General features: G+C 47.6%; 4 protein-coding genes. 2 read left to right on the forward strand and 2 right to left on the reverse strand.

Going from position 1 to position 6,000, the window contains the following annotated elements; translation table 11 throughout:
• Positions 1-23: 23 nt before the first annotated feature.
• Positions 24-1,610, reverse strand: coding sequence for a peptide ABC transporter substrate-binding protein (locus tag AYK67_RS01965; RefSeq protein ID WP_068081590.1), 1,587 nt, complete (start codon positions 1,608-1,610; stop codon positions 24-26).
• A 548-nt stretch (positions 1,611-2,158) separates the two neighbouring features.
• Here AYK67_RS01965 and AYK67_RS01970 point away from each other — a divergent pair.
• Both AYK67_RS01970 and AYK67_RS01975 read left to right on the forward strand, forming a co-directional pair.
• Positions 2,159-3,979, forward strand: coding sequence for an ABC-F family ATP-binding cassette domain-containing protein (locus AYK67_RS01970; protein WP_068081593.1), 1,821 nt, complete (start codon positions 2,159-2,161; stop codon positions 3,977-3,979).
• Positions 3,980-4,138: 159 nt separating this feature from the next.
• Positions 4,139-4,717, forward strand: coding sequence for a hypothetical protein (locus AYK67_RS01975; RefSeq protein WP_162265068.1), 579 nt, complete (start codon positions 4,139-4,141; stop codon positions 4,715-4,717).
• Positions 4,718-4,729: 12 nt separating this feature from the next.
• Here AYK67_RS01975 and AYK67_RS01980 read toward each other — a convergent pair whose 3' ends face one another.
• On the reverse strand, positions 4,730-5,824 hold the full coding sequence (locus AYK67_RS01980; protein WP_068081598.1) for a helix-turn-helix domain-containing protein: 1,095 nt from the start codon (positions 5,822-5,824) through the stop codon (positions 4,730-4,732).
• Positions 5,825-6,000 lie beyond the last annotated feature (176 nt).

Raw genomic sequence — 6,000 nt, forward strand, 5'->3', positions numbered from 1 at the left:
ATGACTTTACATTATCTCAACATCTACTGTTCGATAGAGATAAAGCGACTTGGATGTACATTCATCAGGTTATCTTCAAAACCCTTCACCTTGCTTGAAACAAGGTTCATTGAGCCATAGTACATGAGCGGAAGCACAGGCAAATCACGCATGAAGATTTCTTCAACCTTACGCAAGATTGCAGCACGCTTTTCCAGATCAACTGTTGCAGCAGCTTCATCCATCAACTTATCGTATTCTGGATTGTTGTAGCGGGCATAGTTGAAGCCGTCATTATCACTTTCATAGAGGAACAAGAAGTTTTGCGGATCGGAATAGTCACCAATCCAACCTGCACGTGCCACTTCAAAATGACCACGGTCACGAAGTACTGCATAGTGGGTTTTGGTATCGGTGTTGAGCATGCTCACTTTAACGCCGATTTCTTTCCACATATCAGCAATCGCTACGGCTGTGTTCTTGTGGTTTTCTGAAGTGTTGTAGCGAATTTCCAGCTCAAGCGGGTTGGCTTGGGTGTAGCCTTTGGATTCTAAAATCGCTTTGGCTTTTTCTTCGCGATCCAAAACATCTTCATCTTTCCATGAAGCATAGGCAGGCTCACCATAGTTACCGATTCCCGGTGGCACGAAGGAGTAGCCAGCAACCATGGTGCTGCCCCAGATTTCGTCAGCTAGATATTCACGGTCAATAACCATGGAAAGAGCCTGGCGAATATCTGGATCGGCCAGCTTTTCAGATTCATGATTAAGAGCATAATAGTAAGTGCCCAAATACGGCGCTACATGGAACTCTGAACCCAGGTTTTCGCGGATGTATTCGATCTGCTCGACAGGCGCATCATTGTTGGTATGGAGTTCACCCGCCTGGAAACGGCGTAGAGCTGCGCCACGATCTTCTGTTGGGAAGAATTTAACCGCATCGATTTTAACGTTTGCGGCATCGTGGAAGTAAGGATTTTTTACGACCTTAATGAAATCGTTTGGTGTGAATGATTCAAGAACAAATGCACCATTAGAGACGAAGTTTTCTGGCAAAACAAAGTCTGAGCCATACTTTTCTACTGTTGCTGGATGCACAGGATAGGATGACTGGTGGGTTAGCTGCTCGATGAAATAAGGGGTTGGCTCACCCAGTGTGATTTCGAGTGTCTTGTCGTCAATCGCTTTTACGCCAAGTTCTTCGCCCTTAGCCTTACCGGTGTTAACGGCTTCAGCGTTTTTAATCGGGTAAAGGATGTTGGCGTATTTTGCGCCGGTTTCCGGCTTCATAATACGGCGCATTGAATAAACAAAATCGCCAGCGACAACAGGATCGCCGTTGGACCATTTGGCGTTATCGCGGAAGTGGAAGGTGTAAACCAGACCATCTTCAGATACATCCCATGACTTTGCGACGCCCGGGATAACATGGCCATCGGCACCATAAGCAACCAAACCTTCGTACATATCGCGCAGAAGATGCGCTTCGTATGTTGTTGAAGTTTTATGCTGGTCGAGTGTTTCCGGGTCTGCGGTATTACCACGGTTATATACAATTTCAGCGGCTGCTGTGAGCGATGATGCAGCAACGAGTGCTGCGGCTAGCGCCGACATACGAATGGATTTATGCATAAAATCCCCTCTCCTTAAATTGTTATGCCTGCCTCTTCTTATTGGCGGCAGTAGAGGTAAGATTCCATTTAACTTAGTTGATTGCAAGTCATGGTTTTAGATTTTTACCCCGTTAAACTACCAATTTTTGAATTTTCCTCACTTTATTGCGCATCATGAGCATTTTCATTTCTCATTTTAGCACCAGATAGAAATTTTATTTTCCATTATGTGATAATTTGCAATTATTGGTTTCATTAGGACTACTATATATATTCTGATATATATTTTGGGAAAAATATATCCTAGAATCTATTTTTGCAATATGTCTTTTATCGATGATTTTTTCATGGATTATGACTTAGTTTGGGCTGTGATAGCCAAAAATAATCTTTTGATGGGTAAGCTTAGTTTCTTCTTATATCCAGTATTACTAGTTAATCCTTAGAGCAATGACTGGCTCTAAAATCTTTTGGTTTTGGATGTGCGCAATGAATTGTTTGCGCAGGCTGATCGTGCTAGTAGCGCTTTCGAATAATCTGCCTATGGATTTGAGGAAGTGAACCGGTATGGCCCCGCCCCTGCTACATATTAAAGACATTCGTATTCGTTTTGGCTCTGAACCCCTCCTACAAGGTGCCGAGCTACAAGTGGGGGAAGGTGAGCGCATTTGTCTTGTGGGGCGTAATGGCTCTGGCAAATCGACTTTGCTCAAAATTGCCGGGGGCTTGATTGAAGCCGATAGCGGTGAGCGGTTTTTACAGCCTGGACGCACTCTACGCTATTTGCCGCAAGAGCCTGACCTTTCCGGCTACAAAAGCGTCCTTGAGTATGCGGAGGGCGGCCTTGCCCCCGGAGATGACCATTACCGCGCGCAATACCTCCTTGAGGTTCTGGGTTTACATGGGGATGAAGACCCAGCGAAACTTTCGGGCGGCGAAGCCAAACGGGCGGCGATTGCACGCGCCTTGGCGCCAGAACCGGACATTCTGTTGCTTGACGAACCCACCAACCACCTTGACCTGCCGGTGATTGAATGGCTGGAAGCAGAACTTAAGCAGATGAAGTCGGCCATTGTGTTGATTTCACACGACAGGCGCTTTTTGGAGAACCTCTCGCGCACGACGGTCTGGATTGATCGGGGGATTTCACGACGCAACGAACAGGGTTTTGCCGCGTTTGAGACCTGGCGCGATAAAGTGTTTGAGGAAGAAGAAAAAGAACAGGCGCGTTTATCGGAAAAAATCCGCCAAGAAGAACACTGGATGATTTACGGTGTTACCGCACGGCGGAAACGCAATATGCGCCGGGTGCGCGAACTTGCCGATCTACGACAACAGAAGAAAGAACACCGCGGGCCGCAAGGCACTGTTAAAATGAGCGTTACCGAGGGTGAAACCTCTGGCAAGCTGGTGAGCGAAGCCAAAGGTATTGGCAAGACTTACGGTGAACGCCCGATTGTTAAAGACTTTTCTACCCGTATTGCGCGGGGGGACCGACTGGGGTTTGTCGGGCCAAACGGGGCAGGAAAAACCACTCTTTTGAAAATGCTTACCGGTGAACTTGCTCCAGATAGCGGAAGTATCCGATTGGGGGCGAACTTGCAGATGGTCACGCTGGACCAAAAGCGCGAAAAGCTTGACCCGAATGACACGTTAGCATCGGTACTCACCGGCGGGCGCGGCGATATGGTGATTCTTGGTGACACCTCCAAGCATGTAATGAGTTACATGAAGGACTTTTTGTTCACCCCCGAACAGGGGCGCACACCTGTTAAAGTGCTATCGGGCGGGGAGCGTGGCCGTTTGCTGTTGGCGCGGGCGCTTGCAACACCTTCCAACCTTTTGGTACTGGATGAGCCGACCAATGATCTTGACTTGGAAACGCTGGATTTATTGCAAGAACTGATTGCCGATTACAACGGCACAGTACTGCTGGTAAGCCACGACCGTGATTTCCTTGACCGCATTTGTACCTCGGTGATTACCATGGAAGGGGACGGCCTGTGGCGCGAGTATGCCGGCGGGTATTCGGACATGGTGGCACAGCGTGGTAGCGGGGTCGATGCCAAGCAAGAAGCGAAATCAGCCAAAGCCAAAACCAAAGGTGATGATACTTCCAAAGCTATTGCGGCCAATAGCGAAATGCCCAAGGCGAAAAAAAGCGGACTTAGCTTCACCCAGCAGCACCGGCTGAAAGCACTTCCTGACGAGATTGCCGGTCTTGAAGAGAAAATTGCCAAGACGCAAAAACTGCTAGAGGATCCCAATCTATTTAGCGCCAACCCCGACAAGTTCCACAAAACGAGCGAAATGGTTGGCAAGTTGCACGCTGAGCTTGGCGCACTTGAAGAAGAATGGCTGGAGCTGGAAGAGCTGGCCGATAGTTAAAAACGATTTTTCAAAGCTTTCTCCCTCCTGTTTTGCGCAAATTTGATTTTGCAGGAAACAGGAGGTGCTGTTTTACGTTTTTTGAGCAAAACAGGTCTCACTCTTTGCTTTGTTATTCCATGGTTGAAGCATCCAAATACTCGCAGTTGTGAGTTAATTATGAAGGGTGTGAAGATGAAAGTTATTCATAAAGTAACCTTGGGTGTTGGCAGTTTGCTCATTGTTGGCGTGATTGCCTTAAGTATGAGCGACAGCTCGAGCGCTGAACAGCTGTTTGATGGTAACACCATTAAGAGCATTGAGCTTGGCGGTGACAGCACAGCATTAAGCATTTCGACCCATAAAGAGGCGAAGGAAATCCGGATAGAGGCCCATGACAAACGTTGGTGCTCTATTGAAGCCCATGCAAATGTGAAGGGCGATGTGCTGCACTTGACCATTGAACGGCCATCTGTAAGTGGTTGGTTATTATGCGACCCTGTGGTTGCGCTGGAGTTACCGGAAGAGCGTAACCTGAAAATAAAACTAGACGCCTTGGCAGCAGATATAAATGGCCGTTTTGCTGCGGTTTCTCTAACCGGGGACAAAAACGTTCTCAACTTTGAAGGTAAGGCCAGTGCATTTAAGCTTGATGGTGATGCCGGCGTGTTCAACGTACGCTTTACCGAGCCAATTGCGCGCGAGGCCGTGCGCATTGATGTGCCGCTTGCTGTCTCACGCGTTATTTATGCAGACTAAATCATTGCCCCCTCACAAAGTAACAGGAGTTTTTGAGGGGGCGCTCTTTCCGGCTGTTCGATACTGGCTCGGGTTCATGCCATAATAACGAATGAACTCGCGGTTAAAATTGGATTTGGTGGCAAAGCCAACCCCGTACATGATTTGCGTAATGGTTTCTTCACTGCTTTGCAGCCGCTCTCCCGCTTCTTGCAGGCGATAGGTGTTGATGAATTGCGGCAGGCTCATGCCTTTAAGCTGGTTAACAGAGCGGGATAAAAGACGCGGCGAGAGAGACAGCTTATTTGCCAATCTATCGAGCGAGATATTTTCATCGCGATATAATTGCTCATCACTCAAAAGCTGGTGTAACTGTGAAAGCGCTTCACCCAGTGCTTTTTCATCTACCGATATCGTCTGGCTTTTCTCTTGGGCCTGCTGCCCGACCTCTTCGTGTCTGGGTTGCGCATTCTGGAGCTTTTGTTGCTTTTTTTTGCGCTGCAAGATGAAATAAAAATACCCTGCAAGTGCTGTGCAGACCCACAACGCATTGCCCAGCACAACCATTTGCCCCGCCCAAAATGATTTGCCATAGGTAAAGGCCAGCGTGATGGAAATATCTGTTAATGCTGAAAAACAAAGTACCCCCCCTGCCCCGATATATAGATAGCGTAAATAATGCTTATGAATTAGCGGACTGGTATCGAACCACGCCCGATTGGCAGGGCTGGCTTTGAACAGCAGTGCGATACCAAAGCTGGCATATACAATAATAACCAGCGCATCGACCCAGTACGAGTTGCTTGTTAACGTTGTAATGAACATCAACAGCGCTGCAAAAAAAGCTGCGGTAACTGTTTGCCAGATAACTTTGCGGTTGGCATGGCCGGCCAGCTGGCGCAAAGCACCCCATGTTAGGGGGGGCAATACAAGGGCTGTTATGGCTATGGTGGTTTGGGGGATTAAATCGCTACTCCAACGTATACCAACCAGGAACATTTGCAGAGCGTAAAAACCAATTGCGATAAAAACCAGTGCCTTATTTTGCCAGCCATACAGAAACAGGAAATGCAGAAAACCAAGCATGATAAGTAGAGAAATAATAATCGGGAGAGGCAAACTGAGCACGCTACCACCTAAAGCCTTAAATATGCATAGACCCTACTGGCTCTATGGTTGTGGGATAATAGTTCGTTTTATCTGGAGATCTTGCCACAGTACACGACACATTTGCTGAGAGTGACTAAATCTGTTTGAGTGCTGGATTCTTCACCAAAAGGATCCAGAGCTTGTCCAACATCGTT

The sequence above is a fragment of the Polycladidibacter stylochi genome, from assembly GCF_001562055.1.
Taxonomy (GTDB): domain Bacteria; phylum Pseudomonadota; class Alphaproteobacteria; order Rhizobiales; family Stappiaceae; genus Pseudovibrio; species Pseudovibrio stylochi.

Bases quoted from the DNA above. Each gene is read 5' to 3' on its own strand.
- AYK67_RS01965 (WP_068081590.1), bottom strand. From the start codon at position 1,610: ATGCATAAATCCATTCGTATGTCGGCGCTAGCCGCAGCACTCGTTGCT.
- AYK67_RS01970 (WP_068081593.1), top strand. From the start codon at position 2,159: ATGGCCCCGCCCCTGCTACATATTAAAGACATTCGTATTCGTTTTGGC.
- AYK67_RS01975 (WP_162265068.1), top strand. From the start codon at position 4,139: ATGAAGGGTGTGAAGATGAAAGTTATTCATAAAGTAACCTTGGGTGTT.